Source organism: Bacteroidota bacterium (assembly GCA_016718825.1).
Lineage (GTDB): Bacteria > Bacteroidota > Bacteroidia > J057 > JADKCL01 > JADKCL01.
Genome location: JADKCL010000009.1, coordinates 23,680 through 46,387, shown reverse-complemented (window position 1 = coordinate 46,387; position 22,708 = coordinate 23,680). Strand labels below are relative to the sequence as shown.

The window sequence follows — 22,708 nt, the reverse complement described above, 5'->3', positions numbered from 1 at the left end:
GTCGTTTTACCTTCCGAAGGATGCAGAATTCTGGCCGGAACTTCTTCAAGCGATCCCTCCGACTGGTCCTATTCATCCCCCCCCAAAAAAACTTTCCGCGATCTTTCCTGTATCTTTGAGCGGCTCGGGCATTATGCCTGAAAAGAAAAACGTCATGAAAAAGCATCCATTGATCGCATTTGCGCTTTTGTCGCTATTGTTCATCTACAGCTGTGGCAACAAAAACAAGACCGGCACTGCCGATGGCACCAACGACACGATTCCAGAAATCATCGACTCGGTCGCAACGCTCACCACGGAAGCCGAATGTGGCAACCTTCAACCGGGGCAATTTTGCTCGAATGGCTTGGACATCTTGCGATTGGGCGATTCCCTCGTCTGGAACAACAACATCAAAAGCAGCTTACCCGACGGGACCTTGAAAGACACGATCTTCTCCGAAGTCGCAATGACGGGTCAAAGCCAAGACACCGTTTCTTGGTTTGTCAAAATGTTGCGCCTTCCTGACGGCATCGTTTATCTGGAAGCCGATTTTAACAACGAGCACCTTTTAGGCCGAATTCGGATCGAATCGGGTCGTTACCACCACGTTTCAGGTTTGCGTGTCGGCAGTTCGGGCAAGGAACTCAAAGCAGCCATCAAGGACGCCTACGTGATTCCCTTCACCGAACGCGGTATTTTTGAAGTCATCGTGCCCTATCAGACTGGCAAAATGATTTTCCATTTCCCGCAAGAAGGCATCTACGATCCTGCCAAACACAACTACGCGCTGACCGACATTCCGGATGAGGCAAAAGTCGTGCGTATTGTTTTGATGTAATTGGGTCTTCGGGCCAAAGTGGTGGAATTGGGGAATGCAGCTTTTTGTGTTCCCCAATTTCTTTTTTGCACTTATTTCCTAGGCTTGATAGGCTTCACATTCAAAGCTTTCACTTCTGCGTTCAAGGCATCGGCCTCTTGTTGGTGTCCTTGCTGCTGCTCGTACTTTGCCCGGAAACTCAGCGACTGAGCCAACAAATTCTTGAGCAAGCTGTGTTCGTACTCGTCTTCATCGCCTGCAAAGCGAATCGGATTGCTGGCGGCTGCGATCGGAACATAAGTCGTGAGCGCCTCGGCAGGCATCAACCGCACCAAATAGCGATCGGGCAATGGGGCCAATCCAGCAGGCGGAGGGGCTATTTCACCCGAACTAATCGCATTCAAAATGTCAGGGGCAAGAAAAACAGGTCGCGTTTGGACTTGGGCAAGAATTCCGGAATAAACCGCATCAAAACGGGGAGAAAGCACCGCGGGGTTCACCTTGCCCTTGATGTCAAAATCGTAAACAGCTTTTTCCCAATCGGTTAACCGCGAACCGAGGGCATTCGCCAATGCTGGATCTTGCGCCTTCAACTGAGCTGCGTACCAATGGCGGTCGTGCAACAAGGAATAATCGACGACTGTAACATCTGTGCGGAATCCTTCGCAGCCTTGCAAATAACTCGCAGGCCCAACCAAAACATCCCAAGCCTTGCTGATGATGATGGCATCCTTGGGAACGCTTGACAAAGTCGCCCGCGCATAGTCCTCATACTGATAGGCCCCCCGCTGATTCGTCACCCCGAAATTCCAGAATACTTGAAATCCGATGACAATCAAAAAGGCTCCTGAAAGAAATGGAGCCACTTTTTTCATTCCGATCCAGGACCAACGCAGGAGCATCGCACCCAAAAAGGCAATCGTCATGAAACTGAACAGAAAATAAGGTTCGGGGTCTTTGATGGAATAATTGGCTGCCCAAAAGACATTCGAGAGGAAGCCCACACCAAAAAAAATCGCCCATTCGCGGCGGCGTTGCAAGGCGTAGGTCATTCCTTGGAAAACCATGGCGCCCAAACCGATCCAAATCGGAATTTTGGGCCAAATCAAATCCCATCCAAACTCATTGGGCAGGCGGTTGAGGTAGGCAACAAAATTTTCGCCAAAGGCCTTGGGGCCATTGAACATGAACACACTAAACTGTTTTCCCCTGATGTGGTGCCAAAGCCTCGGCCAATCTTCCGGATTTCCCCAGTTGTAGGCTGGATGCGAAGATGCAACGAACATCAGCATACCATAAAAGACGACCAATACACCAAGCCCAATGCCGACGAGGCCAAATCCTTGTTTGAAAGCGGCGCCCTTGAACCCGAATCGCGCAAAAAACAAATACAGCGTTCCGGGAAGCAAGACAATGGAGGTCAAGTGATTGGTAAAACAAAGTGCCAAGACAACCGCAAAAATTGCCCACGCTTTGAAGACCTTTTCCTTCGAATGCCAAGCCTTTAACAAGGTCCACAGCATCAACGCCAAAAGGAGACATTGTAAAGAATACACCTCCGAACTCGTGCTTTGCATCCACCAAGTGCGTCCAAAGCAAAGCATCAGGGTACCCACGATCGTACCAGCGAGATTGGCGACTTTGATGCGCAAGGCATAACTGCTGTCCCCTTTTTTGACGCTCGTCCGCATCAAAATGAAAAATTCGCGCAGAAATTTGGCCCAAACCCAAGCGCTTCCCACGACGAAAAGCAAACACATCAGGTTCATCCGCCAAGCGACGGTGCCGAGTGGAAGGCGGGTAAAAAGCCAACCCAACAAGGTAAACAACGGATATCCAGTCGGATGCGCGACACCAAACGTGTAGGCGACAGCGTCAAGTTCACCGGAATCGGTATGCCCGATGGTCGGTGACATCGTGAGAAAATAGAAAATCCCGACGATCAGGGCCATCAAGCCCGGGGCAAAGGGTTCCCATTTCTCGATCAAGGCCATGGGGCGCGCCCATCTTTCAGTCCCTGTCATGGGGCGAATATACAGCGAGCAGCCGATAAAAAAATAAATGACACACGATGCAACCCTTCAAATGCCCCCTTGTCCTTGCAGCAAAGAACTTCTAACACCGATATTTTATGAAAAAGCACCTCCAACGCCAGCGCGTGGGCACCGCGAATATTGCCCCGCCCCAAAGCCTGTTGACTAAAACAGTCCACCTCCTTTTCCTCGTCGCCTTTTTTGTCCTAGGAACGCGAAATTTCAGCTACGGACAACTTTCCGACGTGCCCGTTTCTGCTATGCAACTGAAATTTGAAGCCGGAAAAGCTGATTTTGACAGTCCAGAATGGGCGACGATGATTGCCAGCGAATTGATTTCACGCTTTGAAGACACGACCATCACGGTATTGCTCGTGAGAATCCGCACACAAAAAGCTGAATTCGTCGGCAAGGAAGATCGCCAATTGCTCCAAATTGCACGTGCCAACGCCATCAAATCGCTGTTTCTACCGAATGGCGCCCTCGAGCGCGACCAATTGCAGGTCCATTCCAGCATTGAATACAACAATGATCCTGCCATGGTCACATTTGAACTTTACCGCGAAGACGGCTCCTTGGTTGCAATTGTGCCCCAATTCACCTTTGATCACGCTTTCGCAAGGCGCTGACAGCCCCCCGTTGTGCTACCTTGGATTTGAGACATCCTTCGAAGGCTCCACTGCCCAAAAACTCCTATCTTTGTTCCTTCAATGAAAAAGGTAGGCCTCTACACGCTGGGCTGCAAGCTCAATTTCTCCGAAACTTCGGCGATCGGTCGGCAATTTGACGATCACGGCTATGCCCGTGTGCCGTTTCATGATCCCGCCGACGTTTATGTCATCAACACCTGCTCGGTCACCGATAACGCCGACAAAAAATGTCGCAAGGTGGTACGGCAGGCCCTGAAGTCCAATCCGGATGCCTATATCGTGATCGTGGGCTGCTATGCGCAGCTCAAGCCGCAGGAAATCGCAAGCATTCCCGGAGTCGATCTCGTTTTGGGTGCTGCTGAGAAGTTCCGGCTGTTTGAGGTTGTGGATGACTTTGTCAAATCTGCTTGCGGGAAGGCCATCGCCAGCGAAATCAAGGAGGCAACCTCCTTCGTTTCGGCCTATTCGCAGGGCGAAAGAACGCGCAGCTTCCTCAAAATTCAGGACGGTTGCGATTACAAATGCAGCTTTTGCACGATTCCGCTTGCCCGCGGCAAGAGTCGCAGTGACGAATTGCGAAATATTATCGCCAACGCCGAGGCGCTTGCCCGCGAAGGCGTACGCGAAGTGGTGCTTACCGGCGTGAACATCGGCGACTACGGCACCGACCAACCAGAGAAATTCATTGATGTTGTGCGCGCACTCGACGAAGTGGACGGCATCGACCGCTTCCGCATCAGCAGCATTGAACCCAACCTGCTCACCAACGAGATCATTGAATTCGTCGCAAAAAGCAAACGATTTATGCCGCATTTCCACGTGCCTTTGCAAAGCGGCAACGATGAAATGCTCAAAAACATGCGCCGCCGCTACAAGCGCGAAGTCTATTCAGACCGTGTGGCGCTGATCAAACAGCTGATGCCGCATGCTTGTATCGGGGTCGATGTGATCACAGGCCATCCCGGCGAAAGCGACGCGCACTTTTTGGACACCTACAATTTCCTGAATGCGCTCGACGTGAGTTACCTGCACGTTTTCACCTACAGCGAACGCCCCAACACGCATGCGCTGACCTTGCCCGATCCCGTGCAGCAGCACATCCGCAACGAGCGCACGACGCAACTGCGTAGCCTCAGCGAAAAAAAACGCCGCCACTTTTACAGTCAATTCGAAGGGCAAAACCGCCCCATTTTGTTTGAAGAGGAAGTCAGCGAGGGTCATCTCCATGGCTTCACCGACAACTATATCAAGGTGATAACGCCTTATGACCCGCTGTTGGTCAATGAAATACGCACTTTCCGCCTTGCCGAGCTCGATGCCAATGGAGAAATGATGATCGAAGCCGATGAAGTGGTACTCGCTCACTAGACCGCTTTTTTTTGGCCACCAAGGCACCAAGACACAAAGAAAGCTTGGTGAAGGCTTGTGTCATCAAACATGGTGCCTTGGTGACTTGTTGGCCGATGTACCTTTGTGTCTTTGTGTCTTCGTGGCTCATCTTCACCACCCACGCCTACACACAAATCGAAATCAACCTCAAAGTCAAACCCAGAACCAACTCCGAAGCTTTTCTGGAATGGAACGCCGGCGACATTGCCCCTGCCAAACGCCTCCAAATGCCGGGAATGGACCATTTCGCCAATTATTCCGATATCCAAAGACTCCATCAACCTGCACCCAACGGCCGCTCCACCCCTGCCGACCAAATTTACACCGTCCGTTTTCCAAATTCAGATCTTCAATCGAAGATCGCCGACCTGCGCGCAACCGGCCAATTTGAATGGGTCGAAGAAAACCGCAGCACCGCCGTTCACAGCTACCGTCCCGTCGACGCCCCCAATGATCCCAAAGTCGCTGATCAGTGGTATCACTCTTATATCCAGACCTTTGCAGCTTGGGACAGCACCCGTGGTGATGCCACCGTGGTGGTTGGCATTCTCGACACCGGCCTCGATTTTGGCCATCCCGAATTTGAAGGGCAGGTCGCGGTCAAGGCAAGCGAAGACACCAACGGCAACGGAAAATTCGATCCGTGGCCGGATTCAGTGTTCGTCAGTGGCATCAGCGGCGATTTTGACGGCATCGACCAAGACAACAACGGCTACACCGACGATGTGGTCGGCTGGGATTTTACCGATCAGCCGAGGAGCCCTTTTGGCGGGGATTACCTGTTTGAGGACGCCAATCCGCAGGACGACAACAACCACGGAACCTTGGTTGCAGGAATTGTGGGTGCCCGGGCAGACAACAACTATGGAGGGGCAGGAATTGCGCCAGGTTGCAGACTCAAGGTCTTGCGAGCATTTAGCGCCTCCGGTTCCGGCGAAGACGACGACATTGCGCGCGCCATCGTGTATGCGGCAGACAACGGCATCAAAATCCTCAATTTCAGCTTCGGGGACATTTATCCGTCGCAGATGATGCATGATGCAATTCGCTACGCAGAGGAAAAAGGCGTCGTGATGATCGCAAGTGCGGGCAATGGAACAGGCGACAATTTGCATTATCCGAGCAATTTTGACGAAGTCATTTCCGTAAGTGCCTCCGCTGTTGCGTTTGGCGGAAACACGGAAATCATGTGGCCGCTGAGCAGCTACGGACATGCCGTAAGTCTCTGTGCACCAGGAAGCGGCATTCTTGCGCCGATGATTCGCGATACCACCAACGAAGAAGATTTCGACTTTTTCAGTGGCACAAGCACATCGGCTCCGATGGTTTCTGCTGCCGTGGCCTTGTTGTTTTCGCAACGTGGTGAATGCAGTCCACAGCAAATCAGAGGAATCCTCACGAGCAGCACCGATGACATCAGCGACATTGGATGGGACCATTTTACAGGAGCTGGACGCCTGAACATTGCCAAGGCAATGCGGGTCGTGGGGGCATCCGAAGTGCAGATTCTTTCGCCAGAAAATGACCAAGGATCGGCTAGCAACAACGTTCCAATTGTCATCACCGCCTTGGACCCGCAGTTCAGCGGGTTTACGATCGACTATGAATCTGGCATCGAAGGCAACAACGACTGGGTCGAAATCCTTGGCAATCAGACGCAACAGGTGTTTCGGGATACGGTTGTAAACTGGAACATCGCGGGATTGGCCTCGGGCGAATACACTTTGCGCCTTCGAATGGCAAAAACGAATGGCACCACGGCCGAAGACCGCATTCGATTTGTGATTGACCGCACGCCGCCGACCATCGACCTGCGCAAAGTGGTGCACGCTTGGGACAATGAGCAACGGAAAATGCTATGGATTTACCGTGCAGATGACCGCAGCAAAACGACTTTGTATTTCAGGGCTTTGGGCGAATCGAATTTCCGGGCGCAGGTGAATGACCGCGTGACACGTCACGGGAGCTTCCTTTTGGGCATCGACGTGCTGCAACAGGGCACCTACCAATATTATTTGCGCGCTGAAAATGAAGCGGGACTCGTTGCGCAGACGGCGGTGGATACGTTTATCTTCCAACCCGAATTCATTCCAATGACAGGTTATGACACGCTGACCTATTCGTTGCCGATGGGTTATTATGTGAACGCGACCTACGATTTTGACGGCGACGGACTCAAAGAGGTGGCCCTCAGCGAATACAACGACAATTTGGGATTTGGAAAGGCGAAATTCTACGAATACAATGCCGTGCAATTTACGGCTGCCGATTCGCTCAATTTCAAAAGTGTACTGATTCCCAAGGACGTAGCTGACGCCGACAACGATGGACTTCAGGAATTGCTCTGCTCGGTGAACGACTCGCTTTACATTGTGGAGCAGCCGACACTCAACGCCTACCCGAGCATCATTAAAAACAGCTTTTTGAATCAAGGACTTTATGCCGCGAGATTTGCCGACGCCGATGCGGATGGCGCAACCGAAGTTCTTGCCAAGGACTTCCGCAACTACAGGGTTCTTGTGCCGAATGGAGCGAGCTTTAGCGTCGGTGCCTCCTTGCCCGATGACAGTCCCGACTATACCGGATCGGTTTCGCCCCGCGTTTTGGTGGAAGATTTTGACGGCGACGGGCAAAAAGAAATCGTATTCGGGGATTTTGACGGGGATTTGCTCGACTACGAATACAATGGCAGTGGGTATTCCCGGGTGTTTCTCGACACGACAGACCTTACAAAATCAGGCACTTACCTGACAGCAGGCGACTTCGACGGGGATGGCGTGAAAGAGATTTTTGTGGCGGTGCATACTTCGTTGAATCGGAATGAAGAAGACTTCGAATATGAGCCGCTGTATTGGTGGTTGCGCATCCTGAAATCCTCCGGCAACAATCAATTTGCCGTCGTTTGGGAGGATTTTCTGTTTGACATTGACACCGAGGAATACAATGCCGCGACGGCTGGCAACTTGGACCAAGATGCAGCTGACGAATTGGTTTTCACCACATTTCCAAGGACTTATGTGCTCGATTTCGATGGCGGGAATTACGGCATGCAATGGTTCCACTACGGGGACATTGCCACCCACCACGTGATCGGCGATTTTAATGCGAATGGCGTGAACGAAGTGGCCATTGGACGGGGTGACAAGGCGATTTTTTGGGAAAAGGACGTGAATTATCAAGGGCCGCAACCGCCGGCTTACTTTGATGGCCAAGTTGTCAATGCCTCCAAGGATTTTCTGCAATGGTCGGGTTCGGCAAATGCCACGGCCTACCGGATTTGGCGCGGGCCGATCCTTGGAAACGGTAGCATCTTGATCAACTTGATCGACAGCACAAATGCCACAGAATACTTGGATTCGGTCGGATTGATCGCCGGCACACCTTATTTATATGTGTTGGAAAGCAAAAATGGTGGATTGAATCCGGTATACAGTCCGTTTTCCTATCCGATTGTGCTGCAGCCCCATGCGCCAGGGCGCTTGGACTCGGTGGTCGCCACCGGACCGCAACAGGCCATGGCCTATTTTTCGGTTCCGATTCTCAGTGCCCCCGAGGCTGCCCAGTATTTCCGCGTCAATGACAGCATTGTCTGCGCCACGCTGACTTCTTCGGGCGACCGCAACCATCAAGTTTTGCTCGGATTTGCACAGCCCTTCGCAGAAGGAACCAACACCTTGACCATCGCATCCGAATTTTTGGATGCCGATCGCGCGCCGCTGGATTCCATGTTTGACACTGCCCAATTCCAATACTTTCCCGATACTTCTGACTTCGCATTCTTCACCCATTGGTCCATTTCATCCGAAAATCAGGTAGAGATCCACTTCAATTTTCCGATGACAACCTCGGTTTTGGACCCCGGATTGTACCGAATGGCGCCGCAGGGCAAGGTGGAAGCCGTTGAATTCAAGGACGGAGACGTGATGACGATCTTGGTAACCGTATCGGGTGCTGCTTTCGGGGCTTTGGGGTATCCGGTATCCGTGACCTTGCTCGGAGGTGAGGCGCAAAACGGTTCGCCGATGAAGCAAAAATCCGGAAACGTAGCTACCTTTTCCGAATTTCAGGCGGACTTGCAAACGGCTTATGTCTATCCCAATCCTTACCGCCGCCACGAACAATTTGATGGAATCCGGTTTGCAAATTTGACACAGGCGGCGACCGTGCATGTGTATGCAGCGAGTGGCAAGAAAATCATCACCCTGGAAGAAACCGATGGCGATGGCGGCTTGGAATGGAACATGATTGACCTGTGGGGTGACCGGATTGTCCCGGGCGTGTACCTTTTCCGGGTAGAATCGCTCGACAAAGAGGACTTCGTGGGCAAGTTTGAGGTTTTGGAATGATTCCAAATTGCCTCCTTGACCTTGCAAAGCCGAATTCCTTCTGTTTTTTCCCTACCTTCGCACGATGAAGCTAAGGACTCTTTTTATCACCTGCTTTTGCTGCTGGGCTGGTTTTGTTGCCGGACAAATTTCCTTTTCTCCTGCTGTTGCCAATTTTTCAACGGTCTTCCAAGGCGTGCCGAGCACGACGACGGTGACCTTGAACAACAATTCAGCGACGGATTTGGTCGTCGAAGACATTGATTTCTTTCATACAGATGCATTTTCGCTTCTGGACACGTCCTTTGTGATCGCGCCCAACGGGAGCAGAACGCTGACCATCAGCTGCGACCCGCACCACAACATCAACTATGCCGACTGGATGCTGGTAAAAAGTTCGAGCCATCCTGAGGTGCCCAATGTGAGGGTATTCGCGATTGGGAAATATACCAATACCTATTACGACGCCACCCAAAACCTCTGGAATGAAGATCTGAAAGTCGCTCTTAAGACAACGGTGACAACCGGTTTCGTCAGTCACACATACAACCAATCTCGCGACCAAATGTACATGGTGATTGATAATCAGCGCGTTAATGGACAAGGAACCACTGCAAACACCTTGGAATGCGTGTATACCGGTTTCATCGCAGCGGGCTATACGAGCCGCACAGATGCTCAAACAACCTTTGATTTGAACACCGAGCATACAATGCCGCAATCGCTATTCAGCTCAAATCTCCCCGAATTGAGTGATTTACATCACTTGTTTGTGACGACGGCAACATCCAATTCGGAGCGTGCCAACAAACCCTTTGGCGTCGTAGCAAATCCAAGCTGGACCCAGGGCGGATCAAAATCGAATTCGACAACATTTGAGCCCCGGGATACCCAAAAGGGTGCCTCGATTCGTGCTTTGCTCTATTTCTACTTCCGATATCAAGACTACCAGAGCTTTATCTGCAACATGGAACCCGTTTTGAGGGCTTGGAATGCGACGTATCTACCCGACAGTGTTGACAAAAAACGGAACGATGACGTTTTCGCATTTCAGCACAATCGTAACCCGTTTGTGGATCACCCCGAGTTTTTGGACCGCATCGCCAGCCTCTGTACCGTGGACAACGGCAACCAGGATCCCGTTGCAGATTGGATCGGCGACACGCTGGACTTCGGTACCATTCCCACGGGTAATACGTTGGACGGGTTTTATGCGGTAGCCAATCAAGGTCTGAGCACACTGAATCTGAGCAGCTTGACCTTGAGCGATCCTGCATTTACCTTCACTGGCGCAACGACATTTGCCATCGCAGCCGACAGTTTGGCAGAAATTCAACTCCGCTTCGCTCCTACCGTCGCCAATCAAAATTACCTCGCGACGTTGACATTTTCGACGGACGATCCCAATGCACCCACGCGCACCGTGTACCTCAAAGGTTCGAGTTTCATCACCGCTGTCGATGAAGCTGCAACGGTAGGCGGCATCAAGGTTTGGCCACAACCCGCCAATGAAAGTGTCTGGATTCAACTGCCAAATTCCATGCGCAAAACCACCACGGTAGGAATTTGGAACCTTCAAGGCCAATTGTTGCGTACAACGACCATGCCCAAAGGCAGCCTGCTCACCGAAATGTCGCTGAATGGTCTGTCCGCGGGTGCGTACTTGCTCCGCTTCGAGAATGAAAAGGGCAACTTTACTCAAAAATTGATCGTGGAATGACCCCAACCGGTTTCCTGAAAAGCTTCGTTTTGTTCGTCTTGGCGAATGTTGCCGTTCAGTCTGGCATTGTTGCCCAATTGACGGTGCGCCAAGACCGCACACCCGAAGAGATGATCAAGGAAATCGTGCCCGGAAAAGGGGTCGTGATCAAAAATGTACGCTACGCAGGAATGCCGGCCGCTTTGGGTGAATTTGCCTACCCCGATGCCAAGAAGATTTTTGCCTCAGGAATTGTGATGAGCACGGGAAAGGCAAGCGATATGGCTGCTGCCAATACCAACCCCAAAACGTCAACCGTCAACGGATCCACCGGCGACAAGAATCTTTACGCGCTTGCAGGGGGCCGCACCTTTGATGCTGCCGTTCTGGACTTTGATTTTATGGCCGACAAAGACAGTCTTGCCTTCAACTTCCTCTTTGCCAGCGAAGAATACCACGACTACGTCGGCTCCACCTTCAACGATGCTTTTGCCATTGTGATTACTGGTCCCGGCATGCCCGCAGGAAAAAACTTCGCGGTTTTGCCCGGAACGACGCAACCGATCACGGTCAATTCAATCAATCCCAATCAAAATCGCCAATTTTACGTTGACAACAATCCCTTTAACTTGGTTGGAAAAATCAACGAGCAGGTCAAAGCCGGGCTGAATCAGGATGTACTGAACAATTTTTCGTTTGACGGCATGTCCAAGGTCTTTTCAGTTGGCTGCCGCATCCAACCCAAGCAGATTTATCACTTTCAGATGTCCATTGCCGATGCGGGTGACGGCACGGTTGACTCGGCGGTTTTGCTGGAAGGCAATTCGCTGAAAAGTCTGGAGCAATCCAAGCATGAGCTACGTCGTCAGCTGATTGCCGCGCAGCGGCGTGAAGACAGTTTGGCCCGCGTCAAAGTCGTGGAAGACAGCCTCCGGATGGTCGCAGAAATCAAAATGTTGCGCGACAAATTGGTGCAGGACAGCATTTCCCGCGTCAAAGAGCATATCCGAGACAGCATCGCACGCGCCAATCCGCCAGCGGAATTGCCCAAGGAGGAGCAGCCCGAGATCCAACAAGCAGATTCTGCGAAAATCGACAAATCAGAAAATGAGCCTGAGATCTTGGAGCTATCCGACAACTATCAGCCTCGTGATCCAGAAGAGGAAGGTCCCCGGTTTTTAGATTTGGACTTGATCCTATTTGAAGGCTTGGAATTCGAACTTTCACCTTCGGATAAAGTCAAGGTGCAGGAATACGGAAAAAAGCTGGCTGAAAACCGATCCAGGAAATTGGCGCTGTATTTTCCCGAAGGTGATCCACAAGACGTTCGCAATCAGCGATTCGACGCGATCCACCTCGCGCTCGTGCAAGCAGGTGCGCGACCCAGCCAAATTTTTATGACACCGGTCGGGCATTCCTCCAGCAAGGATGTGCACCGCGTTGAAATTTGGTTGAGCGAGCAATAAAAGCTCACACGAGCTTGGACATGAGTTCCTCGGTTTTGGTCCAAAGCCATTCTGCATTTTCTTGCGTGATGTCTTTGTTGCGCGTCGCCGCTACTTTTTTCTTGTCAAAGTATTTCCCCGAATCGGATTTGATCAAGGCAATGTTGGCCGTCGTCAAGAAAACGCTGGTGGCTGCACCTTTTTCGGGCGTCATCAAAAACCTGCCAAACAACCTGACCATTGTTCCCATAAAACCGCTGGTGGTACGTGCAAAACCGGTATGCACCACGCCTGGGTGAAGCGAATATGTGGTAATTCCTGCGGGCAATCGTTTGCTGAGACCCATGGAAAAAAGAATATTGGCCAGTTTCGCATCGGCATAGGCTTTGATCGAGGTCATGCCTTCATTCTGCTTGAAAAACCGTTCCACCCTACCCATCGGATGCACCGCTGAAGAAACGTTGATGATCCTCGCCTCGGCGACCTTTCCCAACGCTGGGAGCAACAGTTTGGTCAATAGAAAATGCCCCAAATGCGAAGCATAAAGGGTTTTCTCGATGCCATTAACGTATTCGATCTTGTCGGGATAGAAACCGGCATTGTTGAGCAGCACATCAATGGCGGGAAATTGCTCCAGAATCAATTGGGCGACAGACTGGATCGACTGGAAATCAGAAAGATCAGCAACGAAATTTTTGGCCGTGATATTGGGAAATTGTCTGCAAAGATCATCTTCCAATGCCTTTCCGCTTTGCGGATTGCGGCAGATCGTAATCAACATTCCAGCCCTTGCCAGCCAAAATTTGCGCGGATGCCAAGCCAATTCCGGAGTTTGCACCGGTGATCACAACTGTTTTTCCTGAAGCCATTTTTCTTGATGTTTCGCTTCTATCAACAGCATTCGAGGGAATTTGTTCGGCAAATGGCTGCTGGGGCGTTGATAAAACCATTCGATCGCCGCATTGGGTTCAGAATAGCTCCCCAAAAACGGCGTCGCCTCCCATCATCAAGATCGGAGGCGACGCAGCATTCAGGAAATAACCTTAGCGCACCAAGGTCACGGGACCGGTGTATTCCTTTCCGCCAATTTTGACGTAGTAAAAATACACGCCGTCGACGACGTCTTCGCCTTTGTCATTCGTTCCGTCCCAGCCGATCACCTTGTTGTTGCCCGCATAGAGCTTGACGCCCCAACGGTCCATGATCTGCATCGTAAACGGCTGCGAACCAGTGTAATTCACCAAGAACAAATCGTTGATACCGTCGGCATTCGGGCTGAATACATTGGGGATGAACAAATCTGTCGGCACCACAACATAAGGGCCTTTCGTAATCTGACTGTGGCAACCCAATGCATTCGTAGCATAAAGCGTTACGAAATATTCACCTGGCTGATTGTACAAGTGCGCCGGATTCAATTCGGTATTGACGAATCCATCTCCGAAGTCCCACGTGTATTCCGTCGCGCCAATGGTCAAATTGGTGAATTCCACCGTCGTATTGGGCAAGAACAATTCCACAGGATAGGTCGGATTGGAGCTAAAATCCACCAATGCTGTGTCGAATACGGTCACGGTCACCGTTTGGGCAGTGTCCGCGCAAGCACCGTAGTTTTCGGCGATCATCGTCACGACATAAGTTCCCGGAGTGGTATAAGTGTGAATCGGGAAATCCTCATTCGACACACTTGTGCTGCCATCCCCAAAGTTCCAGATGAAATTGATCGTGTTTTCAGCCGTCTGCGTGAAATGCACCTCAAAGGGAGGACAACCTTCCGGCAGAGAGCTCAGGTAAGCCGCTGTCGGACTTGGAATCACTTGGATCGTGATTTCACCTTCATCCGAGCATCCACCTTCCGTCGCAACCAAATGATAGGTCGTGGTGGTATCCGGCGAAGCCATCGGATTTGGGCTGCTTGGATCGCTCAATCCATGCGGCGGCGTCCATTGGAAAACCGCGCCACCCAATCCACCGGCTGCATGCAATTGGATTGAATCGCGGTCGCAAATGATAGTGGTATCTGCCTCGTAGGTCAAGGAAATGTCCGGAATCACGGTCACGATCATCGAATCCTCCGTGGCGCAGGTATTGTAACGCACTTGCAAATGATAGACGGTAGAAGTCGTCGGCCAAACCAATGGCTGAATCAACGTCGAGTCATTCATCGAATCAGCAGGGATCCATGAGAAATAGACCTGCGAGGGACTTGGAGCCGAATCCGTTGTCGTGTAGAAATAACTACCCTGCAATAGCACGCTATCGGATTCGCAAATGGTAATGTTGGGCCCAGCATCAGCAATCGGCGTGGGTTTGACATAGACTGTCATGGAGTCAGGAACACTTTCACAACCCCAATTGGTCGTAGCGACGACGTAGTAGGTCGTCGAAGAATCCGGGCTTGCCCAAGCGTCTTCCACCCCGGTTGGTCCTACGATTCCGGTCGGAGGTGACCATTGGAAAGTGTAAGTTGCCGTCGAATCGCCAGCTGCCATGGCATCCATGATCGCGGTATCGCCAAGGCAAATCTCACGGTCCCAGCCAGCTTCTACGGTCGGAATCGTATGCACACGCACCTGAACCGTATCGGCATAACTTGGACAACCATTGCTCCAAACCACCAAAGTGAAGTCCGTCGTGAGTGGCGGGAACGCCCAAGGCGCCGCTATCGTCGTGTCGCTCAGTCCCTGCGAAGGCGTCCATTGGAACTCATAGGCTGGACCCGCGCCTGTGCCAAAGCCCTGCAATTGTGTCGTATCGCCAAAACAAATGTCTCGGTCAGGCCCCGCCTCCGCAATCGGAATCGGCGCCACCACGACAATCACCGAACTCAGCGTATCGGTCGTCGTGACTTCACTCGTACAGCCATTGCCGGCGGTGACTTGCAACGTATAGATCGTGGTCGTGTCCGGTCGGGCACAAGGATTCATGATCGTGGAGTCGTTCAGGCTGTTTCCGGGTGACCAATTGAATGTATAGGGGCCACCTGCACCTGTGATGGTCGGCGAAAGCACCACACAAGGTGCGCTGTCTCCGCAAATCACCTGATCTATCCCGGCATCGACAATCGGCTTGGGCAGTACTGTGACAAATATCGAGTCAATGTTGCTCAAGCAGCCATTCAAATCGGTCACATAACAATAGTACCAAGTACTTGTATCAGGATTGACGAGCGGATCATTGTCGTAAATCGAGTCAATGCCGCAGAAGGTATTGGTCGAATCGCACCACCAGTTGTAGTAATAAGGTGCACCGGTTCCGGAAGCATTGGCGAAAATGATCGCCCCGCCATCTCCTTCACAGAATTGCGCGGTGGGTCCCATCGAAATCTGTGGACTTGGCGTCTGACGAACCGTATCGCTTGTGACGAAGGTACATCCGTTGGCATCGGTCACGGTTACGAAATAAATGCCTGGCGCGACGCCTGTTGCCATTTGTGTCGTTTGCGCAGGCGCAGTCGACCAGAGATAGAAATAGCCTGGTGTACCACCGGTTGGCAGGATGCCGATGGTACCATCGGGCACGGTCGAGTTACAACCCATGTCCTGTACCACCACCGTTCCGCCAACTGCGGTCGGTTCGGTGAAAAGAATCGCGAGCGTATCACGACATCCGTAGAAGTCCGTGACGAATGCATAGGCAGTTCCTGCTGGGAAGCCAGTTCCCGTTGCGCCAGTTTGACCGTTGCTCCAAGAATAGGAATACGGTGGGCGACCGCCGGAAGCTGCTACTGTCGCCTGACCGTTGGATCCGCCAAAGCAGAAGATATTTTGTTGGGAAACGAGGCTCAAAGTTGGTCGTGGTTCGTTGCCAACGATAATCTGGCCGAAGCTCGAGCAACCATTGGCGTCGGTTACGGTGACTTGCACCAAACCTGCCATCAAGCCGGTGGCCGTTTGGCCCGTCTGCACGGGGTTGGTACCCCATTGGTAGGTATAGCCGGGAGTTCCGCCAGAAGGCGTTGCCGTCGCGGTACCATTGGGGCTGCCGCAAGTCGAATTGGTCATGGACATGCCGACGGCAACTGGACTGGGTTGCGACACCACCGTCGCAGCATTGGCAACACAGCCGTTCAAGTCGGTGACGGTCACTGCATAGGCATTGGTCGCCAATCCGTTGACTGTCTGCGTGAACTGAATCGGCGTGGTATTCCAAACGTATTGGTAATTGGGTGTGCCGCCAGAGGCGTTCACGGTTACCGATCCGTCGCTTCCAAGGAAGCAGGAGGTTGGCGTTGCGGTGGCAAATGCCACCAACAAAGGTGGTTGCGTAATCACCACGGTATCAAAGTGCGTACAGGTCAGGTAACCCAAAGGTCCACCAGCCGGGGTATAAGCCGTGTCGGTCACCGTCACCACGTATTGACCAGCCAACAAGTTGTTGATCGTTGCGCCAAAGGCTCCATTGGACCATGCATAGTGGAAATTGCCATTGCCGCCACTTGCAGTTACCGTCGCAACTCCGCTGTTCTCGCCGAAACAAAGGACATTCGTAGAGACAATATTGGAGGTGATCGGAGTTGGTTCTCCTACCGTTGCCGTGTCGCTGACGACGCAGGCAGTCGGAGAGAAAATCCTTGGAGCAAAAATGCGCACGTTGTTGATGGCAACAGATGGATTCGCTCCTACCCCGTCGTCGTTGTTGGTCCAATTGAACCCGATCTGCAGGTTGGGGATATTGTTTGCGGCACCCGGCAAAACCACCGTGCTTCGCAGCCATTGTCCGACACCCGGAGAACAGTTCAAACTTTTAATGCTCGGATTCAGCACAGTCCATCCGCCGCCGTCATTGTACAAGACTGAACAGTTGTCATTCAGCAGATCGCCCAATGAAATGAAGTCAAATTCGAGCGTCAAAGCGGAATAGCCAACCGTCGAAATGAAAGGAGATTCGGCCCTGACGTTGGTTTGTGGACAAGGTCCTGTCCCGCAGTTGCCACCCGTTTCATACTCTGCACGACCGTTTGGATTGGACAATTTGACAATGTGCAGGGTCGTGTCACCATTCAGCGTCACGCCGCAATTGCCAGGCTGTTCGCCACCTTCGCCATCGTTGATGGCCCAAAGGTTGCGATCCGCTCCGTTGGCTCCGGTAAATGTGTTGAGTGTCCAAGGAGAATGACCTTCAAAGTCTTCGTAGTAGATATTTACCAGCGAATCCCCAAAACAGGTGTCGCTAACCGAGAGAATGTAGTCGCCGGCCACCAATCCGGTGATCGAATCTACCGTTTGCCCGCCTGGAGACCAAGAATAGCCATAATTGCCGTAGCCGCCGGTGATCTCAGCTGCAATAATCCCTAACGCATCACCGTTGCATGCGGCATCATAGACATTGAAATTGAAGACAACCGGGGTTGGTTCATGAATTTCAATGCTATCAGATATCACACATCCAATCTGGTCCGAAACGGTGACGGAATACATACCAGCAGCCAATCCACTGATATCTTGGGTATTGGCGGTAAAACCAAGCGGCCCACTCCATTGATAGATGTAAGGTGGCGAATCTCCCGTGATCGTAGCATCCACCAGCCCATCTGTCGCGCCGTTGCAGCAAATATCGGTTCCAATTAAGGCTACCCAAAGAGGTGACAAGGGCTGCGTGATCGTCACAGAGTCGATGGAAACGCATCCCGCAGAGTCTGTGACGCTGACGACATAAGTTCCCGCGTAGATATTGTTCAAATCCTGCGAATTGGCAGTAAACCCATTCGGCCCGGTCCAACTGTAGATAAATGGCGCAAGGCCGTTGGTAACCGTCATGTCGATACCTCCGGTCGGGGTTCCGTAACACTCGATATTGTCAGGAAGGAATGTGAGTTGTGCCGGATAGGAGATCGTGATGTTCATCGTATCCTTGTCGAAGCAGCCTGTAGCTGTACTCGTCTGTGTTACGATATATTGCCCCGAAATCACTGTAGGACCGGGGTTGATGAGCGTGAGCAATGGATTGGCCACCGTCGAACTCGACAACCCAAAAGTGGGTGTCCATATATATGTGTTGTTCGCGGTGGAGGGTCCACCAATGGAATCGCTGAAAATTTGACATGCGAGGATATCCGGGCCAGCATTGGCGACAGGAACTGTAGGAATCACCACATTTCCCGTCGAGATCGAGGGACAGCCGTAGGCATCCGTTACAGTTACCGAATAGGTATATGTGCCAGCCCCCGGATAGATGTTCGTGACGCAAGCCGTGTTTCCCGAAAGGCCGCCTTGTCCACTCCAATTGTAAGTGAAGGGTGCTATTCCGTTAAAACCAAAAGCGCAAATCGTTGCCGTATCACAATCCACCGACTGCACCGCCGCCAACGACGTCGGATTACTCACAATGATCGTAACCGTGAACTGCGAAAATCCATAAGAAGGACAATTGTTGTCCCGCATTTCGACAAGAAAGGAAAACGTACCTGCCGAGGTAGGTGTCCAGCAAAACGTTGCCACGGGATTCACGCCAGAAATGGTATCTTGAATTCCGATGTTGTTTTGGAGGAAAAACTGACCTGTGGGAATCGCGTTGTTCCACCAAGCCGTAACAGTATCCCCCAAGTCGGTATCCACCAAAGGAATATCAAAACAAAGGTTGTTGTTGATGCAAGTTCCTACGGTGATACCCGTCTGCCCATTGCCCGAACCTTGGCCATTGACAACGTTGGTGACCGTATTCGCAATCGGAGTTGCGTTGTTGGGACAAGGAATGACGTTGATTTGCATGTCGCGCACAATGGTATTGATCAGCACGCCATTGCGCCATTCCTGTACATACACGCACATCACACCAACTTCAATGTTACCGGGATTAGGGGTAAACGAAACGTCACCCGAAGTTGGATTCATGACCACATTCCAGCTTGGACCAAGCGGATTGTTGAAGGAAAAGCCCGGATCGTAGGTAATCGGGACGTTTTGGTCAGTGTAGCACAGGCCAAGTGAATAGGACAGCGAGTCACCGTCAGGGTCCGTCGCACCTTGGTTAAAGGTAAATGGCTGACCTGCACACATATAAGGCACAGGAGGATTGTTGAATTGTGGGGAGTTGTTGCATGACCCAAGGTTGGTGTTGATCGTCGTGAGGAAGGAACCCAATCCTTGATTGGCTGCGCCTGATGTAATGCCACCATTCCGGTTTTGGCCCCACCACTCGATGGTGAAAGCTGCGCAACCTGTGCCGCAAATGTCCCATTGGGACCAACGGTGGTATTCTTGCACCCCCCTGATCGTCGAGCCGTTCGGGTCTTGGCACTGCGTCACCGTGTTAGGACAAACCGGCGTCACCTCGCTCACCACCCAACCCGTGGATTGGGCTGGGTTATTACCCGGTAGCCATCCGCCGATTTGTGTAGGTGCTCCGAGGCAGCCGTTTGCGCCGACAATCTGAAAATCCTGAAGGCCCACCCACTGCGAACAACTGCTGCAACAATCCCGGTACACACGCTGGTGTACCTCAATCGTACAGGCATTGATGCAAGTATAGGTGATGTCATTACCCATCAAGTGGGTCGCCTTCACTGGCTTGGCAACCAAGCTCAACAACAAGATCAAGAATGCTGAAAAAAGAATTCGAGAAAATCGCATGAATCTATTTTTCGTCCATCATTCCAAAGCGGAATCAAAGGCAGAAAGGTACGCATGTTTCGGCCCCTGATCAATGTCTTTTCCCTACGTTTCAAGCGTTTTTGGGCACGTTTGGGCGGGGAATTCGACCAATCGCACGCCCCGCTTCCCGAACAGTCAGGTTGGCAGCGCGAACGGTCGATTTTAGGGTCTAGGCGGTTGCTCAACTGCCGCTCAATTCGACAAATTCTTGGCTCAAACCAGGAATCAAAACGATTTCACGGCGGGACAAATCCACGCGTGCTGCTACGAAAGCCACCAAATGCAAGAGCATCCACCGTGAAGTGGATGCTCTTGCTCAATCGTCTAATTCTTTTGGAATTAGTTTCCTTTGACTTCTTCGAAGTCCACGTCCTTGATCGTCGTGTCGGCGCCGTCATTGCCTTGCGCACCTTCGCCACCGCCCTGCGCAGCTTGCGCATTTTGCAGGTCTTGGTAAATGCTGCCCATCGCTGCGTTGAGCGCCTGCGTTGCACTTTCAATGCCTGCAAGGTCTTTGGCCTCAAATACACGCTTCAGATCGGCCAAAGCATCTTCGATCGGCCTTTTCTTGTCTTCAGGCAACTTGTCGCCGTGCTCCTTCATCGTCTTTTCCGTTTGGAAAATCAACGAATCGGCGTGGTTCAGTTTTTCAGCCTGCTCTTTGCGGGCATTGTCGGCAGCCTCGTTCAGCTTGGCCTCCTGGCGCATCTTTTCGATTTCTGCATCGTTCAACCCGGTGCTTGCCTCGATACGGATGCGTTGCTCTTTGCCGGTGCCTTTGTCACGTGCCGTCACGTTCAAGATACCGTTGGCGTCGATGTCAAATGTGACTTCGATCTGCGGGATCCCACGTGGTGCCGGTGGAATGCTGTCCAAGTGAAACTTGCCCAGCGTCCTGTTGTCGGCTGCCATCGGGCGCTCTCCCTGCAAGATGTGAATTTCCACACTTGGCTGATTGTCAGCGGCGGTCGAGAAAACTTCTGACTTGCGTGCTGGAATCGTGGTATTGGATTCGATCAACTTGTGGCAGATGCCGCCTTGAATCTCGATGCCCAATGAAAGCGGGGTCACGTCCAACAAGAGGATGCCCTGCACGTCGCCGGAAAGCACGCCACCTTGGATGGCTGCACCGACTGCCACGACTTCGTCGGGGTTCACACTACGGTTGGGCTCTTTGCCAAAGAAGTCCTTCACGATCTGCTGCACTTTGGGGATACGGGTAGATCCGCCCACCAAAATCACTTCGTCGATTTCGCTGAGGCTCACTTTCGCATCCGAAACGGCCTTTTTACATGGCTCGATGGCACGTGTGAAGAGGCTGTCACAAATCATTTCGAATTTGGAGCGTGTCAGTGTCAGGTCCAAGTTCTTGGCACCGTTGGCATCCATGTGGATGTAGGGCAAGCTGATTTGTGCCTGTGTTGCATTGCTGAGTTCAACCTTGGCAGTCTCGGCGGCTTCTTTCAGACGCTGAAGGGTTTTTGGATCCTTGCGAAGGTCCACACCATCGGTCTTTTTGAATTCGTCGGCCATCCAGTCGATGATCTTTTGGTCAAAGTCGTCACCGCCGAGGCGTGTATCGCCGTTGGTGCTGAGCACTTCAAAGACACCATCGCCCAACTCGAGGATCGAAATGTCAAAGGTTCCACCACCGAGGTCAAAGACCGCGATTTTCATGTTCTTGTGCTGCTTGTCCAAGCCGTAGGCCAAGGCTGCAGCGGTCGGTTCGTTGATGATACGCTGCACCTTGAGACCAGCGATTTCGCCAGCTTCCTTGGTTGCATTGCGCTGCGCATCATTGAAGTAGGCAGGCACCGTGATCACAGCCTCGGTCACCTCGTGGCCAAGATAGTCTTCAGCAGACTTCTTGAGCTTCTGAAGCACCATCGCCGAAATTTCCTGCGGGGTGAAGTTACGGTCGTCAATTTTCACAACCGCCATGTCATTGTTGCCACGCACGACCTCATAGGAGATTTCTTTCGTGTCTGCAATGACCTCCGAATACCGGCGGCCCATGAAACGCTTGATCGAACGTACGGTGTTACGCGCATTGGCAAGTGCCTGACGCTTAGCTTGCTCCCCTACGATGCGCTCCCCTTCTTTGGTAAAAGCGATGACGGAGGGTGTGGTGCGTTTGCCTTCGGAGTTAATGATCACGACAGGCTCGTTTCCTTCCATGACTGAGACGACTGAGTTTGTCGTGCCAAGGTCAATTCCGATTATTTTTCCCATGTATCTATTGTGCTAAATAAGTTCTTGATAATTGAAAACTAGTATGTTGTATTTCGTTATTTGATGTTGTTGCTCAATCCACGTTGACTTGGGTCGCTTCGATTTCCACAGCTTCCTTGGGCATGGTCAACCGCAATACGCCACCTTCGAACTTGGCTTTGATACGGCCTTGGTCGATGTTGCCGGGAATCGGGAAAATGCGTTCAAACTCACCAAATCCGCGTTCACGCTGACTAAAGTTCATGGTGGGTTCCGTTACCCGGGTACGCTGCCCCTTGATGACCAAGCTGCTGTCGCGCACTTGAACCAAAAAGTCACTTTTGACGCAACCAGGCAAATCCAATTCGAAGATGAGCTCTTCCTTGGTCTCCCAGATGTCGGTTGCAGGCACAAATGATTTGCCTCCATCCTTACCTCTCACGAGTTCGTCAAACATCTTGTTGACTTTGGTACCGATCTCCTTGAATTCATTCTTGATCTCGGTAAAAAACTCCTTCTGTTGATTTTGCTGCTCTGCCATTCTCTTCTTGAATTTGGAATCACT

12 protein-coding genes are annotated in these 22,708 nt (G+C 51.8%); 6 read left to right on the top strand and 6 right to left on the bottom strand.

Features of this window, described 5'->3' with window-relative positions:
• Positions 1-154 precede the first annotated feature (154 nt).
• A complete protein-coding gene (locus IPN95_12265; protein ID MBK9450157.1) occupies positions 155-820 on the top strand; it encodes a hypothetical protein in 666 nt (221 codons plus the stop codon).
• Positions 821-891: 71 nt separating this feature from the next.
• On the opposite strand, the gene IPN95_12260 is transcribed toward IPN95_12265, so the two are convergent.
• Positions 892-2,823 (bottom strand): DUF2723 domain-containing protein, encoded by a 1,932-nt coding sequence (locus IPN95_12260; protein MBK9450156.1) that lies wholly within the window; start codon positions 2,821-2,823, stop codon positions 892-894.
• Positions 2,824-2,930: 107 nt separating this feature from the next.
• Here IPN95_12260 and IPN95_12255 point away from each other — a divergent pair, with 107 nt between their 5' ends.
• The 5 genes from IPN95_12255 to IPN95_12235 all read left to right on the top strand — a co-directional run bounded on the left by IPN95_12255 (position 2,931) and on the right by IPN95_12235 (position 12,361).
• On the top strand, positions 2,931-3,461 hold the full coding sequence (locus tag IPN95_12255; GenBank protein MBK9450155.1) for a hypothetical protein: 531 nt from the start codon (positions 2,931-2,933) through the stop codon (positions 3,459-3,461).
• Positions 3,462-3,542: 81 nt separating this feature from the next.
• Entirely contained in the window at positions 3,543-4,850 is a 1,308-nt protein-coding gene (gene mtaB / locus IPN95_12250) for a tRNA (N(6)-L-threonylcarbamoyladenosine(37)-C(2))-methylthiotransferase MtaB (GenBank protein ID MBK9450154.1), read from the top strand.
• Between the two features lie 47 nt (positions 4,851-4,897).
• Entirely contained in the window at positions 4,898-9,217 is a 4,320-nt protein-coding gene (locus IPN95_12245) for a S8 family serine peptidase (GenBank protein ID MBK9450153.1), read from the top strand.
• A gap of 64 nt (positions 9,218-9,281) precedes the next feature.
• Entirely contained in the window at positions 9,282-10,916 is a 1,635-nt protein-coding gene (locus tag IPN95_12240; GenBank protein ID MBK9450152.1) for an endonuclease, read from the top strand.
• A complete protein-coding gene (locus IPN95_12235; protein MBK9450151.1) occupies positions 10,913-12,361 on the top strand; it encodes a choice-of-anchor L domain-containing protein in 1,449 nt (482 codons plus the stop codon). The genes IPN95_12240 and IPN95_12235 overlap by 4 nt, the downstream gene beginning before the upstream one ends.
• Before the next feature lie 4 nt (positions 12,362-12,365).
• Here the strand turns inward: IPN95_12235 and IPN95_12230 are convergent, their stop codons facing one another.
• The 5 genes from IPN95_12230 to IPN95_12210 form a co-directional block, all read right to left on the bottom strand.
• Positions 12,366-13,121 (bottom strand): SDR family NAD(P)-dependent oxidoreductase, encoded by a 756-nt coding sequence (locus IPN95_12230; protein ID MBK9450150.1) that lies wholly within the window; start codon positions 13,119-13,121, stop codon positions 12,366-12,368.
• Positions 13,069-13,290, bottom strand: a complete 222-nt coding sequence (locus IPN95_12225; GenBank protein MBK9450149.1) for a hypothetical protein — start codon at positions 13,288-13,290, stop codon at positions 13,069-13,071. Before IPN95_12225 ends, IPN95_12230 begins: the two co-directional genes overlap by 53 nt.
• A 93-nt stretch (positions 13,291-13,383) precedes the next feature.
• Entirely contained in the window at positions 13,384-19,878 is a 6,495-nt protein-coding gene (locus tag IPN95_12220; protein MBK9450148.1) for a gliding motility-associated C-terminal domain-containing protein, read from the bottom strand.
• 393 nt (positions 19,879-20,271) lie between these two features.
• Complete coding sequence (gene dnaK, locus IPN95_12215; GenBank protein ID MBK9450147.1) at positions 20,272-22,164, bottom strand: molecular chaperone DnaK; 1,893 nt, start codon at positions 22,162-22,164, stop codon at positions 20,272-20,274.
• Positions 22,165-22,237: 73 nt separating this feature from the next.
• On the bottom strand, positions 22,238-22,684 hold the full coding sequence (locus IPN95_12210; GenBank protein MBK9450146.1) for an Hsp20/alpha crystallin family protein: 447 nt from the start codon (positions 22,682-22,684) through the stop codon (positions 22,238-22,240).
• Between the last annotated feature and the right edge of the window lie 24 nt (positions 22,685-22,708).

Coding starts and splice junctions, on each gene's coding strand:
- IPN95_12265 (MBK9450157.1), top strand. CDS start 155: ATGAAAAAGCATCCATTGATCGCATTTGCGCTTTTGTCGCTATTGTTC.
- IPN95_12260 (MBK9450156.1), bottom strand. CDS start 2,823: ATGACAGGGACTGAAAGATGGGCGCGCCCCATGGCCTTGATCGAGAAA.
- IPN95_12255 (MBK9450155.1), top strand. CDS start 2,931: ATGAAAAAGCACCTCCAACGCCAGCGCGTGGGCACCGCGAATATTGCC.
- mtaB (MBK9450154.1), top strand. CDS start 3,543: ATGAAAAAGGTAGGCCTCTACACGCTGGGCTGCAAGCTCAATTTCTCC.
- IPN95_12240 (MBK9450152.1), top strand. CDS start 9,282: ATGAAGCTAAGGACTCTTTTTATCACCTGCTTTTGCTGCTGGGCTGGT.
- IPN95_12235 (MBK9450151.1), top strand. CDS start 10,913: ATGACCCCAACCGGTTTCCTGAAAAGCTTCGTTTTGTTCGTCTTGGCG.
- IPN95_12230 (MBK9450150.1), bottom strand. CDS start 13,121: ATGTTGATTACGATCTGCCGCAATCCGCAAAGCGGAAAGGCATTGGAA.
- IPN95_12225 (MBK9450149.1), bottom strand. CDS start 13,290: ATGGTTTTATCAACGCCCCAGCAGCCATTTGCCGAACAAATTCCCTCG.
- dnaK (MBK9450147.1), bottom strand. CDS start 22,164: ATGGGAAAAATAATCGGAATTGACCTTGGCACGACAAACTCAGTCGTC.
- IPN95_12210 (MBK9450146.1), bottom strand. CDS start 22,684: ATGGCAGAGCAGCAAAATCAACAGAAGGAGTTTTTTACCGAGATCAAG.